Below are 17,800 nucleotides of genomic sequence, written 5' to 3' on the forward strand. Positions count from 1 at the left end.
ACCGCGCGAAGACCGCAAGGCCTTCGCGCAAGTTTCAAGAAGACATCGCATGTCCGCGTGAGCGCGGAAACGTGTCTACCAACCGGTGGGAGGTGACCTTGTTACGCTACGTGCTAACCCGGTTTGCCATCTGGATTCCGTCAGTCCTTATCGTCATGCTGGCCGTCTATGCGCTGGCTTTCTATGGCGCTGGCGATCCGATCAAGCTGATCTTTCTGCGCGCACCCGGCGACGTCGCCTATAACCCGCAGCGCATCGAAGCCATCCGCGAAAGTGCCGGCCTGAACAGGCCCTTCATCGAGCAGTTCGGCCTCTACATCTGGAACCTCCTGCACGGCCAGTTCGGCAATTCGCTGACATCAGGCCGCTCGGTTTGGGCCATGGTCTCGGCTGCCGCCCCTGTTTCCTTCAAGCTGGCGCTCTGTTCCATCATCCTCACGACGGTCATTGCCATTCCGCTTGGCATGATCGCGGCGATGAACCAGAACAGCCGCCTCGACTATACCATCCTCGGCTCGGCGCTCTTCCTCTGGGCGATCCCGGCCTATGTCGCCGGCCCGCTGCTGATGGTTGGCCTGATCGTGCTAATGCCGATGATCAAGGTGCCCTATGGCTGGGGCGGCGTCTTCGACGTGCGCATCCTGCTGCCGCTGATCGTTCTCTCCTTCCAGCCGATCGCGCTAATCGTGCGCCAGACGCGCGCCGCCGTCATCGAGGTGCTGTCGGAGGATTTTGTCCGTACCGCCCGCGCCAAGGGCGTGCCTGAGATGGTGGTGGCGCTGCGCCATATCCTGCGCCCGGTGCTGACGCCTGTTGTCACCCAGCTCGGTCTGATCATGATCACCATCGTCAACGGCGCGATCTTCGTCGAGCTCGTCTTCGGTCTCCCCGGCCTCGGTCGCCTGACTGTGCAGGCGCTCACCAACTCGGACTATCCCGTCATTCTGGCGATCACGCTTATCGGATCCTTCCTGGTGATGATGTCGAACCTTCTGGTCGACGTTCTCTACCCGCTGCTTGATCCGCGTGCCAACGATGCAAGAAGGAGCCGCTGACCATGTCCGCTATCCCTCTCTCTCCCGTCGCACAACAGGAAGAGGCCCCCGTCAGCCTGTGGCGCGACGCCTGGTACCGCCTGAAGCGCAACAAGCTCGCCGTCTTCGGTCTCGCAGTCGTGCTCATCCTGGCCTTCACCGCGATCTTCGGCCCCTATCTGACGCCCTATGACTATCTGAGCCAGGATCTGCAGGCCCGCAACGCCGTTCCGTCGCTTACGCATCTCTTCGGTACAGACGATCTTGGTCGCGACGTCTTCAGCCGTGTCGTCTTTGGCACACGCACGGCCTTCCTTGTGGCTGTCATCGTCACCGTCATCGCGGTCTTCATCGGCACCCTGCTCGGCGCCATCGCCGGCTTCTTCGGCAACCCGTTCGATCGCGTCATCATGTGGCTGACCGACATGACCATGTCTGTCCCGAACCTGCTGCTCGTCGTCGTCATCAATGCCTCGCTCAAGGCGCCGATCGCCAAGTGGATGGAAGCGCAGTATCTTGCGACCCTCAATCCCTTCTACCGCCAGACCGTATGGGTCGATTTCATGCTGGTCTTCGGCTCGATGGCGCTGATCTCCTGGCCGCCCTATGCGCGCCTCGTGCGCGCCCAGGTCCTGTCGATCCGCAGCCGTCCCTATATCACCGCCGCCCAGGCGCTCGGTCTGTCGAACTGGATCATCATGAAGCGCTACGTCATTCCGAATGCGCTTGGCCCGCTGATCGTCTCGGTTAGCGCCGGTCTCGGAACGGCCATGGTTCTGGAGAGCGCCTTCAGCTTCCTCGGCGTCGGCGTCAATCCGCCCACGCCCAGCTGGGGCAACATGATCTCCGACGGCCTGCGTGTCTGGCAGCACTATCCGCACCTGCTGGCCGCCCCGGCCGCCGTCCTCGGCCTTGCCTCGGTCGCTTTCAGCTTCCTCGGCGATGGCCTCAACGACGCACTCAATCCGCGGGGTTCCAAATAATGAACACGACGCGATCCAATGAGAAACTGCTCGATGTCCGCGGCCTGACCGTCGAGATCGACGGCAGGAACGGCCCGGCGGTCGTGGTCGATGGTATCGACCTCCACGTCAACAAGGGCGAGACGCTCGGCGTCGTCGGCGAATCCGGCTGCGGCAAAAGCCTGACGATGCTGAGCCTGATGCGGCTGCTACCGAACAAGATCAAGGTCACCAAGGGCTCGGCGAGCTTCAATGGCCACGACCTGCAGAAGATGTCGAACAAGGAGCTGCGCAAGGTGCGCGGCGGCGATATCGGCTTCGTCTTCCAGGACCCGATGACGTCGCTCAACCCGGTCATGCGCATCGGCGACCAGATCTGCGAGCCGCTGATCTATCACCGCGGCATGAAGAAGGCCGAAGCGCGCACCCGCGCCGTCGAATTGCTGCGCCTCGTCGGTATCCCAGGCCCGGAAGAACGGTTGCAGGCCTATCCGCACGAGCTCTCCGGCGGCATGCGCCAGCGCGTGATGATCGCGATCGGCCTTGCCTGCAATCCGAAACTCCTGATCGCCGACGAACCGACCACGGCGCTCGACGTCACCATCCAGGCGCAGATCGTTGATCTGGTGAAGGACCTGCGCGCCAAGCTTGGCATGTCCGTCGTCTGGATCACCCATGACCTGGCGCTAATCGCCGGTCTCGTCGACCGCGTCGCCGTGCTCTATGCCGGCACCGTGGTCGAGGATGCACCGGTCGACGAGCTCTACGCTCGCCCGAGCCATCCCTATACGCGCGGCCTCTTGGCCTCCATCCCGAAGCTGTCGGACGCGCCGGCAAGCCGCCTCAGCTCGATCGGCGGCACGCCGCCGGAGCCCGGCCGTCGTCCTAAGGGTTGCCCCTTTGCTCCGCGCTGTCCGCTGGCGGAAGCCGTCTGCCACGAGCGCGTGCCGAAACTTGAGCCTATTTCAGGCGCCGGAAACCACCGCACCGCCTGCTTCGTCGTCCAGAAAATGCAGGAGGCCGCGTGATGGGTGCCCAACCGCTGCTCAAGGTCGAAAACCTCGTCAAGCATTTCCACGTCAAGCTCGGCGCCTTCGGCGAACGCTCGGCGACAGTCTATGCGCTCGACAACGTCAATCTCGACATCATGGAGGGTGAGACGCTCTCGCTCGTCGGTGAATCCGGCTGCGGCAAGTCGACGACCGGCTTCACCATCCTCAACCTCTACAAGGCGACCTCAGGCAAGGTCGTCTACAAGGGCCAGGATCTGGCGACGCTGGACGAAAAGCAGATGCGGCCCTTCCGCCGCGACCTGCAGATCGTCTTCCAGGATCCCTATTCGACGCTCAACCCGCGCATGACGATCGGCGAGGCCGTCGGCGAGCCGATCCTCTTCCACAAGCTCTGCACCAAGGCCGAGCTGAAGGACCGCGTCGCAGCACTTCTGACCGATGTCGGCCTGCCGACCCGCTTCGCGCAGCGCTATCCGCATGAGCTTTCCGGCGGCCAGCGCCAGCGTGTCGTCATTGCCCGCGCGCTTGCCTGTCAGCCGAAGTTCATCGTCTGCGACGAGGCAATATCGGCGCTCGACGTGTCGATCCAGGCGCAGATCATCAACCTGCTGCTCGATCTGCAGGAAAAATACGGCCTGACCTATCTCTTCATCGCCCACGACCTCGCCGTCGTGCGCCATATCAGCACACGCGTCGGCGTTATGTATCTCGGCCGCCTGGCGGAGCTCGCGACCCGCGAGGAGCTGTTCGAGAACCCGCTGCACCCTTACACGAGGGCGTTGTTGTCGGCCGTGCCGGAAACCGATCCGGAACTTGAGCGCACCCGCACACGCCAGATCCTGCAGGGCGACGTGCCGAGCCCGCTCAATCCGCCGAGCGGCTGCCGCTTCCATTCGCGATGCCCGATCGCCATGGATGTTTGCAGCAAGGTCGTGCCGGAGTGGAAGGAAGCCAAGCCCGGCCACCTCGTCGCCTGCCACGCGGTCAACACGGGACAGACTGCATGACGCTGAAGGTCGCGATCATCGCCGACGATTTGACCGGCGCGCTCGACACGGGAACCCCGTTCGTTGATGCCGGTCTGTCTGTGGCCGTCGCGATCAATGTCGAAGCCATATCCGAGGCACTGGCGACGGCGTGTGATGTCGTTGTCGTCAACACTGCTTCGCGGGCTCTCCCGGAGGAGGAAGCGGCAGGAAGAGTGGGCCTCGCGGCCAGCGCGCTTCTTGCCGCCTCTCCCGATATCGTCATGAAGAAGATCGATTCGCGGCTAAAAGGTAACGTGGCAGCTGAAGGCGCGGTTCTGGCCGCAGCTTTCGGTCGTCGCGAAATCGTGGTCGCGCCAGCTATTCCTGACCAAGAGCGCTACACACGAAATGGTCAGGTCGTAGGCCGCGGCGTCGATCAGCCACTCGCCATCGGCGATCTCTTTCGCGGTCGGCGCGAGACTGTTCTTGTCGCAGATGCTGAGAGTGACGGAGACCTCGATCGTCTGGTGGCCGAACACGACTGGGCCGGGGCGCTTGCCGTTGGTGCCCGTGGCCTTGGCAGCGCGCTCGCGCGCAGGATAACGCGCCCCGGCGCGGTCAGATTGCCGTTCCAGCCAGCCAGCGACACGGTCTTTGCCTTCGGCTCGCGCGACCCGATTACAGCTGCCCAGATGGCAAAGCTGGAGGCTGCGGGGGTTCTGCGCACCAGCGTAGATGCGCCGATGGGAGCCTTAGCATATACCGGCGAATTGAACCTGCCCGTCCTGCTGCGTTGCACCGGAGAGATCAATGACGATGCCGCGGCAGTTGCGGAGCGCTTTGCGCAAGGTGTAAAATCTGCAATAGAAGCCACTGATCCGGAAATGCTGATGGTTGGCGGCGGTGATACGGCTCTTGCTGTTTTCCAGGCGCTCGGTGTTCGTGTCCTCCTTCCGAAGGGCGAGATCGAGGCGGGGATTCCGTGGTTCAGTGTGACGCTATCGAATGGCGTGAGCATCCGCTGTGCGGTCAAGTCCGGGGGCTTTGGGAATTCCGAGAGTTTGCTAAGACTGATACCGCAGAATCAGGCGGCGTGAGACGATGTCCGCGGGGAGAATGAAAGTGGACGAAGCAAATGGCGCATCGGCAGGCGCGCAAGTGACAGCGGCGGTAAAGCCGGAGCGCGGCAAAGCCGTCAAGCTGGTCGATCGTGTCTTCGATCAGCTGCTGGAGCGCATCAAGTCCGGTAACTATCCGCCGGATTCGCGCCTTCCGGGCGAACACGAGCTTGCCTCGCTGCTTGGCGTTTCCCGCCCGATCGTTCGCGATGCCTTGGCTCGGTTGCGCGACCAAGGGATGGTCTATGCACGGCAGGGTGCGGGCACCTTCGTCAGCGCGCACGGTTCGCCGACGACGCAGCTGTCCTATTCACCGGTCAAGACCATCGCGGATATCCAGCGCTGCTATGAGTTCCGCCTGACGATCGAACCGGCTGCCGCCTATTTCGCGGCCAAGAGACGAGACGAGGCAGCGATCCAGAAGATTGCTGCGGCGCTAGCCGACCTACGTGAAGCGACCAGCCATCAGCTGCATCGGACCGACGCCGATTTCAACTTCCATCGTGCGGTCACGGAAGCGGCGAACAATCACTACTATACCGCCTCGATCGATGCGTTGAAGGCGCATATCGCGGTTGGCATGCATCTGCACGGTCTTTCGCTGCTGGGGCCGCGTCCCGGTCTCGAGCAGGTCTTTCAGGAGCACAACGCGATCTACAAGGCGATTGCCGAAGGCCGGTCGGATGACGCTCGCAATCTGATGCAGTCCCACCTTGAAGGCTCGAGGGATCGCCTCTTCGAAGGGCGCGCGCTCGACCTGTCGTTCTAGGTGGCAGGCGCCCGGACCGCGTTTTCCCATTCGGTCAGCAATTCCATGATTTCGATGGAATCGGTCAGGCGTGGAGAGGGGCGAGGTGCTTCCTTCAATTCCTCTGCAATGCATCGCTCGACTAGGCGGACCTGCTGTCCGAACGCGTCGAAATCGGACGGAACACGGATCTGCTCGGACGGTCGGCCATAATCCTCGATCTCCAGGATATTGTCGCCGGCGGTCGGCAGCCATGGGTTTGTCCGGAAGCGCACTGATCCAAGGTCGCCTCGCACGACGAAGTCGAAGGACATGCCGTAACTGTCCGTCGACTGCAGCGTGGCGAGCGTCCCATTGCCGAAGCGGATAGACAGGGAAGCATCGCAGATGTTGCCATCATGCGATGAGATATTGCCGTGACCGGATATCGAGCGATCCGCGAAAGCCTGCGGACCGAAGGCAGTCTGAACGACGTATTGCAGCAATGATGCTGGATAGCAGCCCAAGTTGTAAAGCGTGCCCTTGCCGAGAGGATTGACGAGCTTCCAGATGTCGGCGGCATAGAGGCCGGCGATCGAGCGGACGGTCCCAAGTCGTCCCGACCGTATGATGCCGCCGAGCTCGGCAATGATGGGATGGCTGAGATACATCAGCCCCTCGAGGAAGAAGATCCTCGATTGACGGACTGCGGCGGCCAGAGCTTGCGCCTCGGCCATCGTCGTCGTCAGTGATTTCTCGGAAAGCACGGCCTTTCCTTTTGCCGCAGCCTTGATGACCGCCTCGTGGTGGACATTGTTGGGCAGGCCAACATAGACGACGTCGATATCCGGATCGTCCACCATGGCGTCCACAGTCGAATAGCGCCTGGCGATTGCGTGCTGGTCTGCAAACTCGGCCAAACGCCCGGGATCGCGACCGGCAACCGCGACGATTTGCGAGCCATCGCTGGCGCTGATGGCATCAGCGACCGTATGGGAGATGAAGCTCGTTCCCAGAATACCCCAGCGCAGCATACAATATCGCCTTTCATGGCCCATTGGCCCGGTTGCCGTCAAAGCGTCATAACCAATTCGTGGCGCTCTCGCACAGGGACATTAAAGTGTCGCCACGTGCAGATTTGCTGCTTTCCCTTCGGCAACGAGCCAGGCGCGCAACGCGACAATCGCCTTACGATCGCGGTCCACCGCCCGGCAGCAAAGACGATAGCCGGCGGGCCGGGCGCAGAAACCGAAGGGCGCAATCAACGTGCCCGCGGCTAGATCCGCTTCGATTGATGCTCGCGGGGCGATGGTCAGGCCAAGCCCCGCCTTGGCGGCGCTGATTGCAAGCATCAGGTCGTTAAATTCGGTACGCCTCTGAAAGCGCACGGGCGTGGTGCCGCTTTCACGGAACCAGTCGTCCCACAGGTAGCTTACGTCCCTGGCAATGATGGCCGTTCCGGCGTCGAGACCGGGGCCAAGTTGCGCGATCGCCTCCGGGCTTCCGACCGGTCCAAACTCGTCGTTCATGAATTGCGTGGCAGAGATGTCGGGCAAGGGCCTGTATTCGCCGCCGGCGATCAGCGCGTCGATATCCGCCGCATCCGTCAGGCTCAGACTAACCGGGACGGGAACCACCTGAATTTCAAGCGATTTCACGTCCGCCAGAATACGAGGAAGCCGCGGTATGAACCATGCTGCTGCCATCGGCATGGGAACGCCGACCCTGAGCTTCGATCGCTGCCCCTGCGGCGTTACTTCGTCGGCAGCCCTCGCGATGATCGCGAAGGCGACACCGACGGCGTCCGCAAGCCGGCGTGAGGTATCGTTCAGGCTGACGCGTCCACCATCTCGATTGAAGAGCGGCACGCCGAAATGTTCTTCCAGGCTGGAAAGCTGTTGGCGCACGGCGCCGGGCACGACACCCAGATCGTTTGCCGCCGCTCGCAGGCTTCCGCACCGCGCCAACGCGTCGAAGGCTCTCAGTGCATTGAGCGGTGGGAGGGTAGGGCGCTTATCTGTCATGAGGAATTCGCAGTCCGGAACATGCCTTCCTGCGTTTTCGGCTGTGGCTCGTGCCGAGTCAACCGTGCCGGGGTCGGATGGGGGCCAGCAGGTGCGGCCCCCATCGATGGTCTCGTTGCTTCAGTTCGGAAGCGCGTAGGCGATTACATAGTCACCCCGATCGTCCGACTGTCTCGCGCCACCGGCGGAGATGACGACGTATTGCTTGCCGGTCTTGGGTGACTTGTAGGTCATCGGGCCGCCCTGGCTGCCGACTGGCAGGCGTACCTTCCAGACTTCCTCACCGGTCGCCGAGCTGAAGGCGCGCAGGTAATAATCCTGCGTTCCGGCGATGAACACCAGTCCGCCCTGCGTTGCCAGCGTGCCGCCCAGCGTCGGCATGCCGACCGGGATCGGCAATCCCATCTTGATCCCCAGCGGCCCGGTGTCCTGAACGGTGCCCACTGGAACCTGCCAGGCGATCTTCTGGGTCTTCACGTCGATGGCCGTCATCGTGCCGAATGGTGGTTTCTGGCACGGAATACCCAACTGCGACAGGAAGCGGTTCTTGTTGACTGCGTAAGGCGTACCTTTCATCGGAACGAGGCCCATCCCGGTGTTGACGCTTTCGCCACCGCTGTTGGTCGCAGTGCTTTTCGGGTCGGCCGGGACCATCTGAATCCAGAGGCCAAGCCGCATGTCATTGACGAAGATGTAGTTGCTGTTCGGATCGGAAGACAATCCGCCCCAGTTCATGCCGCCGAGCGAACCCGGGAAGCTGAGGGAGATATCGGTGTCCGGTACCGTATACAGCCCATCGTAGCGCATGCCCTTGAAGGCGATGCGGCACAGCAACTGGTCGAACGGGGTGGCGCCCCACATGTCGGCCTCAGTCAGGGTTTGGGCACCGATCTGCGGCATTCCAACCGAACGCGGCTGCGTCGGGGCGTATGGTTCATTGGGGATCGTGCCTGGTCTAACCGGCTGTTCCTGGACCTCTGTCAGCGGCTTGCCGGTTGCGCGGTCCAATACGTAGAGCTGGCCGGCCTTGGTTCCAAAGACGAGCGCAGGTACCGTCGAACCGTCCTTGCCCGGGAAGTCGATGAACGTCGGCTGCATCGGGACGTCGAAGTCCCACAGGTCGTTATGAACGGTCTGGAACACCCATTTCTCGCGGCCCGTCGTGGCATCGAGAGCGAGCATGGATGCGCCGTACTTGTGATCAAGCGCTGTGCGCGTAATGCCCCACAGGTCGACCGAGGGGCTGCCGACCGGCATGAACACCGTATTGGAAGCCGGATCGTAGGACATGGCCGCCCACACGTTCGGGGTCGAGCGCGTGTAGCTCTTGCCGGCAGGCGGCAGCAATGTGATGTCTGGATTGCCGGGGTCAAAGGCCCAACGCAGTTGACCGGTGACGACGTCGAAGCCGCGCATGACGCCGCCAGGCATATCGACACTGACGTTATCGGCGACGCGGCCGCCGACGACGACCGTAGTGCCGGCAAGCGTCGGTGCCGATGTCAGCACGTAGTTGGGATCAGGTGCGTCGCCCATGCCGACTTTCAGGTCGACACGCCCCTTGTTGCCGAAGTCTTCGCAGAGTTTGCCGGTATCGGCATCGATCGCGATCAGTTCCGCCTGGATGGTGTTCATCAGGATCCGGCGTTCGCAAAGCGCGCCCGGCGCGACTGTCACTTGCGTGACGGGACTGGAGCCCGGTGCCGTCGGCTGCTCGAGCGATCGCGTGGCGTCGAAATAGGCGAGGCCGCGGCAACGCATCCAGACGGATGATTTCGCGTTGATCTCCGTCTTCCACTTTTCCTTGCCGGTGTCGGCGTCGAGGGCGATCACGTTGTTGTGCGGCGTGCAAAGGAATACGGTGTCGCCGACCTGTAGCGGGGTTTCCTGGTCCTCGGCGCCGTTGGCGCCCGGGCTGATCGGGATATCGCCGGTGTGGTACGTCCAGGCGACCTGCAGCTTGGAGACGTTGTCGCGGTTGATCTGGTCAAGCGCTGCAAACCGGCTGCCCCCGGGGGTGTTGCCGTAGCTCTCCCAGTTCTTCTGTTCCTTGTCAGGCGAGACGGGCGTCAAAGTCGGGGCAGCCGTTGCCATTACCGTGGGATGAGGAATGAACATGCCGACAAAGGCTGCAGCGGAGCCAACGGCCAGAATGGCGGCGAGGACGAAGGACGCGCCATAAGCAGGCGTGCGACCGACCGAGCGACGCAGCAGTGGGAAGGAGAGGGCGACCACAACGGCGCCGACACCGATCGCGAACAGTCGCGAAATGAGCGGCCAGAACTCAAGTCCTGCATCCCACACCGCCCAGATGGCGGTAAGGACAAAGACGAGACCGAACAGCAAAGCACCTGCCGGTCTGCGACGAACGATCAGGAGGCCGGAGATGATGAGGCCGATGCCGGCGAGCAAGAAATACCAGCTGCCTCCAAGCGAGGCGAGCTTGCCGCCGCCGATGGCAAAGAAAAGGCCGGCAATCGTGATGATTGCGCCCAGAAGAAATAGCCACAGGCGGCCGAGCAATGATGGTGATTTGGGTGAGTTATCCACGGAATAGCCCCATTGGATGCCGGCGAACGAGAACGAGCTGTTTGTCGCGCAGGTTCGCCGCGCGGTTTAGTAATCGGATGGACAGCAAATGGAACTGAGTTTCGTCCTGCAGCGTAAGCTCGCTTGGCAAGCGAGCGGCATTTCACTCGTGCGGGAAGGTGTGCTCGACAGGCAATCACGAGCGTAACAAAATGCCATCAGTTTCGTCCTACCTGCGTTCGACATATTCACGCATCAGGCGCCGGCAGGAGACAGCACCTTAACGTCTCCAACCCTGCAGGGGGTATATCGTCCGCCGAAACGCGGTGGCAAGGGCTAATTGTTAGCCCTCAGGATTGGTGTTTGGGGCGGCCGCGGCTATTTCGGCGCCGCATCGGCTACTGCAACGTTACCGGTAGGAATACTGTCGCGCCGCCGAGAGAGTCCCGGCGGCGCGCATTGTTTCGATCACGGTTTTGTTAGCGCGTCGCAAGCGCCGGACTGAAAACCAGCAGGCTCAGAATCTCGAACAGAACCTGCGCGCCTGCCTGGGCGGTATTGGTGGTGCTGTCGTATTGCGGCGCGACCTCCACAACGTCTCCGCCGACGAAGTTGAGGCCCCGGAGCCCGCGAAGGAGCTCCAACGCTTCTCGGCTGGTCAGTCCGCCGACTTCGGGGGTTCCTGTGCCAGGTGCAAAGGCCGGGTCGAGACTGTCGATATCGAAGGACAGGTAGGTTGGGCCGTCGCCTACGATCTTCCGCGCCTTTTCGATAACCGCCGGTATGCCCATGCCGGAAATTTCCTCGGCGTGAATGACGGTCATTCCCGACTCATAGGAGAATTCCCACAGGTATTCCGAGGAGCCTCTGATGCCGATCTGTATGGTTCTGGTCGGATCGAGGACACCGTCGAGCACTGCGTTGCGCATCGGCCCGCCATGGTGGAACTTCGTCTGATCGAACGGTCCACCGGTATCGCAGTGTGCATCGATATGAATCAGTCCAACCGGCCGCTTTGCGCCAACTGCCTTCAGAATCGGGTGGGTGATCGAGTGATCGCCGCCGACCGAAACCGGGATGACGCCTGCTTCGACGATCTTGCCGATGGCGGCTTCGATATTCTGGTGGCATTGCTCGAGCCGGTAGCGGCTCCCGAACGGCACATCGCCGATGTCGGCTGCCCGCAGGTCGTAGGCCGGGGCGCAATCAAGGACGTGATTGTAGGGGCCGATCCGCTCGACGCCGCGAACGGCCCGCGGTCCAAAACGTGAGCCCGGGCGGTTGCTGACCCCGAGATCCATCGGAACGCCGATCGCTGCAACCTGCAGATCGCCGAAATCGGGAGCCGAGAAATCCACCTCGCGATAGGGCAGGCCGGCAAAGGTCGAAATGCCGGAATAAGGGGCGGCGCGCGTACCGCCCTTGAAGATCTTCTCTGCAACCTTGCGAAACCGCGGATCGAAGAACTCGGCGCTGTCTGCGAACCTGCTGCGCAGCTCTTCCAGGTGCTTCTTCAAATCAACCATGCACTTAATCCTTCTTCTAAGCTGTACTTAGCACGTCTGGTCAGTCGAATTCAGGTGGTGTCTTGGGTCGCGGATGTCAGGCGCGCGGCGACAGGTGCTCGTGGATCGCAAGCCACTTGCCACTTGCCTGCTGTTCAAAAACGATCGTCTCTCGCTCCGTGCTCGTGGTCGGCTCGCCGTTGAATGAAAGGTCTGTTTCCACGCTGTGGGTAAAGATGGCGACTGGTCCGGCCAATTGGACATGGCGGTCGCTCGAACGGCACCCGCGCACGCGAAAGCCATCTCTGGTCTCCCACAGTTCCCACTCTGCCTCGTACTCCGCGCGGCTATGCAATGCCCGATCCAGATTGTGAAAAACGAATGTTGCTTCAGGCGCGAATGCCGCGAAGTAGCTTTCGCGATCATGCCGCCCGAAAGCGTCGACAAGCCGATCGGCCGCCGCGAGCACGGCTTGTTGTTGCTGTTCCATCCCTATCTCCCGTGTTTTTATTGAATTCTGGGACTGCTGATCAGGAGTGCGAGCGGGCGATTTTGCCGCGCGACACGTTCTTTCAGCGTTTCCAACGTCATCGCCTCGTCCTTCACGAATTCGATGAACATCATGTTGAGGTTGTTGAAGGCCAATTGGCCCACGGCGACCGCATCGATCCCTGGCATAACGGCGCCGCGCAGCTGCAGCTTATGCATCAGCATGGAAACCTGGTCGCAGAGCCGGCCGTCGAGTTCGGTGTAGCGACGACTGAAGGGACTGTCCGGCTGCTGGATCGAGGTGGCCATCGCCGTTCGCCACATCTCCTTGCTCAGATAGACCAGCGAGTGATCGAAATATTGGCCGATCAGTGCCTGCAGCGCGTCGAGCGTGGCCGATGGCGGGTTCTCGACGATCGCCTTGCCGGATTCCAGAACCTCCTCGACTTCCATCGAGACCGCAGCCACGAGGATATCGCCCTTGTTCTCATAGTAATTGTAGAAGGTTCCGACAGAAACCTCGGCGCGCTCGGCGATGTCCTCGATACGTGCGCTGTCGTAGCCGACCTCGCGAAAAAGGCCCGTGGCGGCTTCCAGAATGCGGCGATTCCGATCAGCTTTCTGCCTTGCGCGCAGCCCTGTCATTTGCAGCTCTCTTCAAATTATGAATACCCTCAAAATTCATATTGACTTAAAAAATGAACTCATTCAATCTTTTTGTGAAGGCGCCAAGACGAGCGTCGCTGACCAGAGGGCAACATCATGATCCAAGCGTTTCCAGGCGCATTTGCGCGCAAATTCCTGTCATCCGTCGCCGTGCTCTCGCTCGGTGCGGCATCCGCGGCCTTGGCGCCCGCGCCTGTCTTCGCCCAGGAGGAGCTGAATGCGCTCGTCTGGTGCGATCACACCGATCCCGCGCTGATCGAGCCGTTCGAGAAGGCCAACAACGTCAAGGTCAATCTCAAGGAATACGAGGGTACGGGTGCGGGGCTGTCGATCATCGACCAGTCCCGTCCTGGTGATTGGGATGTTCTCGTCATCGATGGCGTTGATGTCCAGCGCGCGGTCGACAAGGACATTCTCGCCGAGATCCCGGCGGACGCTCTTCCGAATGCGGACCTCTTTCCCGAGGTCAGGATGGAGGCCAACAACACGCGGGACGGCAAGACTTACGCTGTTACCGAAAAGTTCGGCTACAACACGGTTTCCTACGACAAGACCAAGGTCGATCCGGCTGACATGAAGGACATGTCGAAGCTCTGGTCCGACAAGTACAAGGGCCGCATTGCAGTCTACGACTATTACCTGCCGATGATCGGCCTGACTGGCATCGATCTCGGAAAGGCCACGGCCGACCTGAAGGACGCCGACATGCCGGCGATCAAGGACAAGCTGTTCGCGCTGAAGAAAAACTCCAAGCAGGTGAGCGATGTCGTCTCGTCGCAGACGGCGTTGGCCACGGGCGAAGTCGATATCGTCTTCGGCGGTGGAGAATGGCTGACCGCCGGTCTGGTCAAGGACAAGCCCAACCTCGACTGGGTCATTCCTGATCAGGGTGCCGTGCGTTGGGCGCAGTCGATCGGCGTCATGAAAGACTCAACCAAGAAGGACCTGGCGCTCAAGTTCGTGCAGTATATCGTCAGCCCGGAAGGCCAGGCACGGCTGGCGACCTCCTCATGCTACTGGGCAATGCCTGCCAACGAGAAGGCCGGCGCGCACCTGACCGATGAGCAGAAGACAGCACTGCGCTGGAACGAACAGGCAGACTATCTGAAGCGCACCCAGCTCTATCCAATTCCGAGCGCCGAACTCGACGCCAAGATGCAGGATGTCTGGACCGAGATGCTGCAGCAGTAAGCATCGATCTTTCCGCAACGCCTTACCATGACCCTCTCCCGCCAGGCGGGAGAGGCAGGACGGAGTTTTGGCATGGCCAGCCTTTCCCTTGAATATACGGAGCGTCGCAAGGCGTGGGGTTTCGTTGCGCCTGCGCTTCTTTGGACGCTTGCCTTCTTCGTGGCACCCTTCCTTTTCATGGCGGCGATGAGCCTTTGGGCCCAGCAGGGCGGTTCCATCGTGCGGGTTTGGAGCCTCGGCAACTATATCGCCTTCTTCGAAAAGGGCGCGCTGTTCAAAGGCCTGACGAATTCGCTAGAGATAACGGCAATCGTTACCGTCCTTTCGGTCCTCCTGGCCTATCCGCTTGCCTGGATCATTGCCGAACGCGTGCCGCAGCGTTTCCAGCGAACGGCACTCATCCTCGCCGTGCTCCCGTTCTGGACATCCTATGTCGTGCGTTCCTATTCGTGGCTGCTGGTATTGTCCCGCAATGGTGTCATCAATCAGGCCTTGATGCAGAGCGGCTTGATCAGCGAGCCGCTGGAACTCGCCAGCAATCGCACCGCGACAGTCATCGGCTTTGTGCACTTCTTTGTCATGCTCCTGACACTGACGATCTATGCCAATCTCGTTCAGCTTCCGCCAAATTACCGCCGCGCGGCTGCGGATCTCGGGGCAAACGCCTTCCAGACCTTCTGGCACGTGATCCTGCCGCTGACGATCCCCGGCATCATGACAGGCGCATTTCTGACTTTCGTGCTTTGTATCGGCGACTATGTCACGCCGCAGATCCTCGGCGGCAACAACGAGCTCGTCCTGCCGCAGATCATCATGCTGCAGCTCGGACGCCGGGCCGACTTTCCGATGGCGGCGGCGCTCTCGATCATTCTCATGCTGGCGGTAACCGCCGCCTATATCGCCTGCGCTCGCTGGCTGAAGATCGAGAGGGCATGACGATGCGCGACAGGATAACGACGGTGGTTTCCACCACCTATGCCGTTTTGATCTTCGGGTTCATCTTCCTGCCCGTCGTGGTGCTGGTGCTCTTCTCATTCCAGGATGGCCGTCTGCCGGTGCCGCCGTTTAACGGGTTCTCGCTGCAATGGTACGAGGCGGTCTTCGCCGACCGCAAGCTGATGTCGGCCTTGCTTCACTCTTTCCTGGTGGCGACCATATCGTCGCTGGTCGCCTGCCTTCTCGGATTTCTCGCCGCTTATGCGCTGGCCCGCTACAAGTTGCCGGGTTCAGCGCTTCAGCGCGGTCTGCTGATCGCGCCGATGACGGTCAGCTACCTCATCATCGCGCTGGGACTGCTGACGGTGCTGAATACGCTCGGCATCGGCCTTTCTCTCTGGACGGTCGGGATCGGCCATGTGGTCATCAACCTACCGCTCTGCTTTGCCATCATTTATTCCTCGATGGGTGATCACCACATCAACATCGAGCGGGCCGCCCGCGATCTCGGCGCCAGCGATCTCAAGGTCATGATGCTGGTGACTGCGCCGATGCTGATGCCTTCGCTGCTCGCCTCCTTCTTTCTGTCAGTGACCTTCAGCTGGGACGAGTTCATCATCGCCTTTCTGCTGTCTCGCTTCGACGTCACGCTCCCCGTCGAGATCTGGAGCCTGCTGCGCTCCGGCCTAAATCCAAAGACCAATGCTATCGGCTCGCTGGTGTTTCTCGTGTCGGTCACGGTGCTGATCGTTCTGGAACTCTGCCTGTTCAGAAGGACAAAGAAATCATGACCGCTCCGGTTTCCATCGCAAACGCCACGAAGACCTTTGCCGCCTTCACCGCGCTCGACAATGTGTCGCTTGATATCGAAGCCGGCGAATTCATCGTGCTGCTCGGACCGTCCGGCTGCGGCAAGACAACGCTGCTCTCCATTCTGGGCGGCTTCCTTTCGCCGACCCAGGGTCGGATCGCGATCGGCGGCAAGGACATGACCAACGTTCCGCCCGCCAGGCGGCCGACGACGACCATGTTCCAGGACTACGCGCTGTTTCCGCATATGAAGCTCAAGGACAATGTCGGCTTCGGGCTGAGAATGCGCGGTGTCGCCAAGACCGAGCGCGAAGAGCGGGCCAAAGGCTTTCTCGACCTCGTTGGCCTGAAGTCCTCCGCCGACAAGCGACCACACGAACTGTCGGGTGGCCAGCGCCAGCGCGTGGCGCTGGCAAGGGCGCTTGCCGTCGACCCGGATGTGCTGCTGCTCGACGAGCCGCTCGGTGCACTCGATCTCAAGCTCCGCCGCCAGATGCAGGATGAATTGAAGGCGATCCAGAAGCGGGTCGGTACGACCTTCGTCCACGTGACGCACGACCAGGAAGAGGCAATGGCGATCGCCGACCGGATCGTCGTCATGAACCAGGGGCACATTGAAGACCTCGGCCCTCCATCCGAAATCTACATGCGACCGCGTTCCCTGTTTTCCGCCGGCTTCATGGGCGAGGTGAACTTCGTTCCCGGTATCGTCAAGGCCACCGATGCGGTCAGCGCGAGGGTCGAAACAGCTATCGGCGACATCGTGCTCGCGCGCCGAAATTTCACGGCCGCCACTCCGACGGACGGGCAGAGGGTGACCTTGTGCATCCGGCCGGAGCATTTCCGCCGCGGCGACGCCGCGGCCGAGGCGGCGACAGCGCTTGGCCAGGCAACGGTGACCGCCGGGGCCTTTTTCGGGACCCATTATCGCTGCCACCTGAAACCCTTGACCGCGCCGGAGCTTGCGATGGTCGCGCATATGCCGCAATCGGTGGGCGTTGCGGAAGGGCAAAGCGTAGTGCTTGCCGTCAATGCGTCCGATGTCGTAGCCTTGCCGGCAGATGGCGGCGGAAACTGATCTGATGGAGCGTATCGATCCCGGCAAATGGTATGCGCTGCGACGTCTGGACGACGACGTCACCGCGATCTCCGAGCCTTACATTCAGGAATTTTACCGCTGCAACATTTGGCATATCAGGGGGCGTGACCGCGATATGCTCGTCGACAGTGGCATGGGCGTGGTCTCCCTGCGTGAATGGGTGCCGCTTGTCACCGAGCGCGACCTGATTGCCGTCGCGAGCCACACGCATTTCGACCATATCGGCTGCCATCACGAATTCGAATGCCGCGCGGTGCATTCCGCTGAGGCGGACCTGCTCGCCAATCCAACGCGGGCCAACACGCTTGCCGACCCTTACGTCACCGACGATATCTTCGATGCCCTGCCGCCGGAGCCTTATTGTTCAAAGTGCTACGCGGTCCGCAAGGCGCCGGCGACGCGCATTCTCAATGATGGCGACGTGATCGATCTCGGGGACAGGACGTTCGAGGTGATCCATACGCCCGGCCATTCCCCAGGAGGCATCGCCTTGTGGGAAAAGGAAACCGAGATCCTGTTTTCCGGCGACATCCTTTACGATGGGCCGTTGATCGAGGACACGTACCACTCCAACGCCGACGACTATCTCGCATCGATGGAGCGGCTGCTGAAGATCCCGGCCCGCGTTGTTCATGGCGGGCACTTTCCAAGCTTCAGCGGCGAGCGCTACCGGCAACTGATCAGCGATTGGCTCAACAAAAAACAGAAGCAGTCTTGAGAGGACACACC

The 17,800-nt window shown here is 61.4% G+C and carries 17 protein-coding genes; 11 read left to right on the forward strand and 6 right to left on the reverse strand.

Going from position 1 to position 17,800, the window contains the following annotated elements; translation table 11 throughout:
* Window positions 1-98 precede the first annotated feature (98 nt).
* From QTL94_RS27960 to QTL94_RS27985, 6 genes are read left to right on the forward strand one after another with little or no spacing between them, the layout of a single operon-like run.
* Window positions 99-1,055, forward strand: a complete 957-nt coding sequence (locus QTL94_RS27960) for an ABC transporter permease (RefSeq protein ID WP_026283501.1) — start codon at window positions 99-101, stop codon at window positions 1,053-1,055.
* Window positions 1,056-1,057: 2 nt separating this feature from the next.
* Window positions 1,058-2,017, forward strand: a complete 960-nt coding sequence (locus QTL94_RS27965) for an ABC transporter permease (RefSeq protein WP_037181816.1) — start codon at window positions 1,058-1,060, stop codon at window positions 2,015-2,017.
* Window positions 2,017-3,024, forward strand: coding sequence for an ABC transporter ATP-binding protein (locus tag QTL94_RS27970; RefSeq protein ID WP_289803834.1), 1,008 nt, complete (start codon window positions 2,017-2,019; stop codon window positions 3,022-3,024). Before QTL94_RS27965 ends, QTL94_RS27970 begins: the two co-directional genes overlap by 1 nt.
* The gene (locus QTL94_RS27975) at window positions 3,024-4,016 is read left to right on the forward strand and encodes an ABC transporter ATP-binding protein (RefSeq protein WP_289803835.1); all 993 of its coding nucleotides are present in this window, start codon (window positions 3,024-3,026) and stop codon (window positions 4,014-4,016) included. Before QTL94_RS27970 ends, QTL94_RS27975 begins: the two co-directional genes overlap by 1 nt.
* Window positions 4,013-5,074: a four-carbon acid sugar kinase family protein gene (locus QTL94_RS27980; RefSeq protein ID WP_289803836.1), complete on the forward strand. Its 1,062-nt coding sequence runs from the start codon at window positions 4,013-4,015 to the stop codon at window positions 5,072-5,074. The genes QTL94_RS27975 and QTL94_RS27980 overlap by 4 nt, the downstream gene beginning before the upstream one ends.
* A 25-nt stretch (window positions 5,075-5,099) precedes the next feature.
* The gene (locus tag QTL94_RS27985) at window positions 5,100-5,864 is read left to right on the forward strand and encodes a FadR/GntR family transcriptional regulator (RefSeq protein WP_502944206.1); all 765 of its coding nucleotides are present in this window, start codon (window positions 5,100-5,102) and stop codon (window positions 5,862-5,864) included.
* Here QTL94_RS27985 and QTL94_RS27990 read toward each other — a convergent pair.
* From QTL94_RS27990 to QTL94_RS28015, 6 genes are all read right to left on the reverse strand, one after another.
* Window positions 5,861-6,856: a Gfo/Idh/MocA family protein gene (locus tag QTL94_RS27990; protein ID WP_289803838.1), complete on the reverse strand. Its 996-nt coding sequence runs from the start codon at window positions 6,854-6,856 to the stop codon at window positions 5,861-5,863. The genes QTL94_RS27985 and QTL94_RS27990 overlap by 4 nt on opposite strands.
* Window positions 6,857-6,937: 81 nt before the next feature.
* Complete coding sequence (locus QTL94_RS27995) at window positions 6,938-7,846, reverse strand: LysR substrate-binding domain-containing protein (protein ID WP_289803839.1); 909 nt, start codon at window positions 7,844-7,846, stop codon at window positions 6,938-6,940.
* Between the two features lie 120 nt (window positions 7,847-7,966).
* A complete protein-coding gene (locus QTL94_RS28000; RefSeq protein ID WP_289803840.1) occupies window positions 7,967-10,396 on the reverse strand; it encodes a glucose/quinate/shikimate family membrane-bound PQQ-dependent dehydrogenase in 2,430 nt (809 codons plus the stop codon).
* Window positions 10,397-10,854: 458 nt separating this feature from the next.
* Window positions 10,855-11,901 (reverse strand): agmatinase, encoded by a 1,047-nt coding sequence (gene speB, locus QTL94_RS28005; RefSeq protein ID WP_289803841.1) that lies wholly within the window; start codon window positions 11,899-11,901, stop codon window positions 10,855-10,857.
* Between the two features lie 76 nt (window positions 11,902-11,977).
* On the reverse strand, window positions 11,978-12,370 hold the full coding sequence (locus QTL94_RS28010) for a YybH family protein (RefSeq protein WP_289803842.1): 393 nt from the start codon (window positions 12,368-12,370) through the stop codon (window positions 11,978-11,980).
* A gap of 17 nt (window positions 12,371-12,387) precedes the next feature.
* Window positions 12,388-13,014, reverse strand: coding sequence for a TetR/AcrR family transcriptional regulator (locus QTL94_RS28015; protein ID WP_289803843.1), 627 nt, complete (start codon window positions 13,012-13,014; stop codon window positions 12,388-12,390).
* 117 nt (window positions 13,015-13,131) lie between these two features.
* Here QTL94_RS28015 and QTL94_RS28020 point away from each other — a divergent pair, with 117 nt between their 5' ends.
* The 5 genes from QTL94_RS28020 to QTL94_RS28045 all read left to right on the forward strand — a co-directional run bounded on the left by QTL94_RS28020 (window position 13,132) and on the right by QTL94_RS28045 (window position 17,789).
* Window positions 13,132-14,226 carry a polyamine ABC transporter substrate-binding protein gene (locus QTL94_RS28020; protein ID WP_113521949.1) on the forward strand — a complete coding sequence of 365 codons (1,095 nt, stop codon included), beginning with the start codon at window positions 13,132-13,134 and terminating at the stop codon, window positions 14,224-14,226.
* Between the two features lie 72 nt (window positions 14,227-14,298).
* Entirely contained in the window at window positions 14,299-15,162 is an 864-nt protein-coding gene (locus QTL94_RS28025; protein WP_289803844.1) for an ABC transporter permease, read from the forward strand.
* Between the two features lie 2 nt (window positions 15,163-15,164).
* Window positions 15,165-15,953, forward strand: a complete 789-nt coding sequence (locus QTL94_RS28030) for an ABC transporter permease (RefSeq protein ID WP_502944207.1) — start codon at window positions 15,165-15,167, stop codon at window positions 15,951-15,953.
* Entirely contained in the window at window positions 15,950-17,050 is a 1,101-nt protein-coding gene (locus tag QTL94_RS28420; protein ID WP_354666078.1) for an ABC transporter ATP-binding protein, read from the forward strand. Before QTL94_RS28030 ends, QTL94_RS28420 begins: the two co-directional genes overlap by 4 nt.
* Window positions 17,051-17,054: 4 nt before the next feature.
* Window positions 17,055-17,789, forward strand: coding sequence for an MBL fold metallo-hydrolase (locus QTL94_RS28045; RefSeq protein WP_289803846.1), 735 nt, complete (start codon window positions 17,055-17,057; stop codon window positions 17,787-17,789).
* Window positions 17,790-17,800: the final 11 nt, after the last annotated feature.

Origin of the sequence: Rhizobium sp. S96 (assembly GCF_030382195.1) — a bacterium.
In the GTDB taxonomy this organism is placed as follows: Bacteria; Pseudomonadota; Alphaproteobacteria; order Rhizobiales; family Rhizobiaceae; genus Rhizobium.